Raw genomic sequence first — 1,264 nt, 5'->3', positions numbered from 1 at the left:
GGACGATCGCGGTCATCGGATCTGCTCCTCGGTCGGGGTCTGGTTCGGGATCGGGGCGGGGGCGGGGCGCGCGCGTGCCGGGCGCGCCGGTGCCGCGTGCCACAGGTGCGCGGTGAGGTAGCTGCGCCACGGCGCCACACGGGCGGCCCACGCGACGAGTCCGGCCGGGTCGGCGGGGATGCCGAGGGCCGCCGCGCCCGCCCGGGCGGCGACGTCGCCAGGGAGGACGACGTCGGGATCGCCCGTCACCCGCATCCGCACGTAGTCCGCGGTCCACGGGCCGACCCCGGGGAGCGCCAGGAGGGCCGCGCGCTGGGCGATGCCGTCGTCGCCCGCGCTGAGGTCGAGGTCGCCGCCCGCGATCGCCGCGGCCGCGCCGGTGATCGCCCGGATGCGGGCCGCGGGGCCGCGCAGGACCTCGTGCCCGCGTTCGGCGATCGCCGCCATCGAGGGGAAGAGGCGATCGGTCCCCTCGTGCTCGGGGACCTCCGCACCGAGGACGGCGGCGAGGTGCGACAGCGCGGTGCGGGCGGAGGCGACGGACACCTGCTGGCCGACCATCGCGCGCACGAGCATCTCGGACGGATCGACGGCCCCCGGCACCCTGATGCCGGGGGTGCCCGCGACCGCGGCCGCCAGCTCGGGCTGACGTGCGAGCGCGTCGTCGATCGCAGTCGGGTCGGCGTCGAGATCGAACAGCCGCCGCGCCCGCGCGACGAGCGACGGCAGATCGCTCATGCGGGTGAGTCGCGACTCCAGGCGGATCCGGGTGCCCTCGGCGCGGATCCGGAACCAGGCGGGGCCGCCGGGGAGCGACAGCGTGCGCGCATAGGACGACGCGGTCGCGACCTCGACGCCCGGCAGGGCACGCGCCGACATCCACGCGAACAGACCCGCCGCGTCGAGAGGACCTCGGTGCGCGAGCACCAGGTCGATGGCCCCCGGGTCCGTCGTCCACGCCGCGTGCGGCGCCCTCCGCCGTGCACGCAGCTCGAGCGGCGTCATCCCGAACACCTCGCGCACCGTCTCGTTGAACTGACGGATGCTCGCGAAGCCGGCCGAGAACGCCACGTCGGCGGCCGGGAGGTCGGTGCCCACCAGGAGCAGGCGCGCCGTGTGAGCCCGATGCGCGCGGGCGAGGGCGAGCGGGCCGGCGCCGAGCTCCGTGGTGAGGATGCGGCCGAGGTGACGAGACGAGTAGCCGAGACGCCGGGCCAGGCCCGGCACGCCCTCGCGCTCGACGACGCCGTCGGCGATGAGGCGC

Annotated in this window: 1 protein-coding gene; it reads right to left on the bottom strand. The window is 77.0% G+C overall.

Features of this window, described 5'->3' with window-relative positions:
• Window positions 1-12 precede the first annotated feature (12 nt).
• Window positions 13-1,264 (bottom strand): DNA-3-methyladenine glycosylase 2 (locus tag BGO15_RS10655; RefSeq protein ID WP_286748260.1); only part of this gene is annotated, 1,252 nt, incomplete at its 5' end.

The organism is Microbacterium sp. 71-23 (assembly GCF_001897265.1).
Lineage (GTDB): Bacteria > Actinomycetota > Actinomycetes > Actinomycetales > Microbacteriaceae > Microbacterium > Microbacterium ginsengisoli.
Note: the sequence above shows the minus strand (reverse complement) of the source record. Positions and strands in the feature narration are given on the sequence as shown.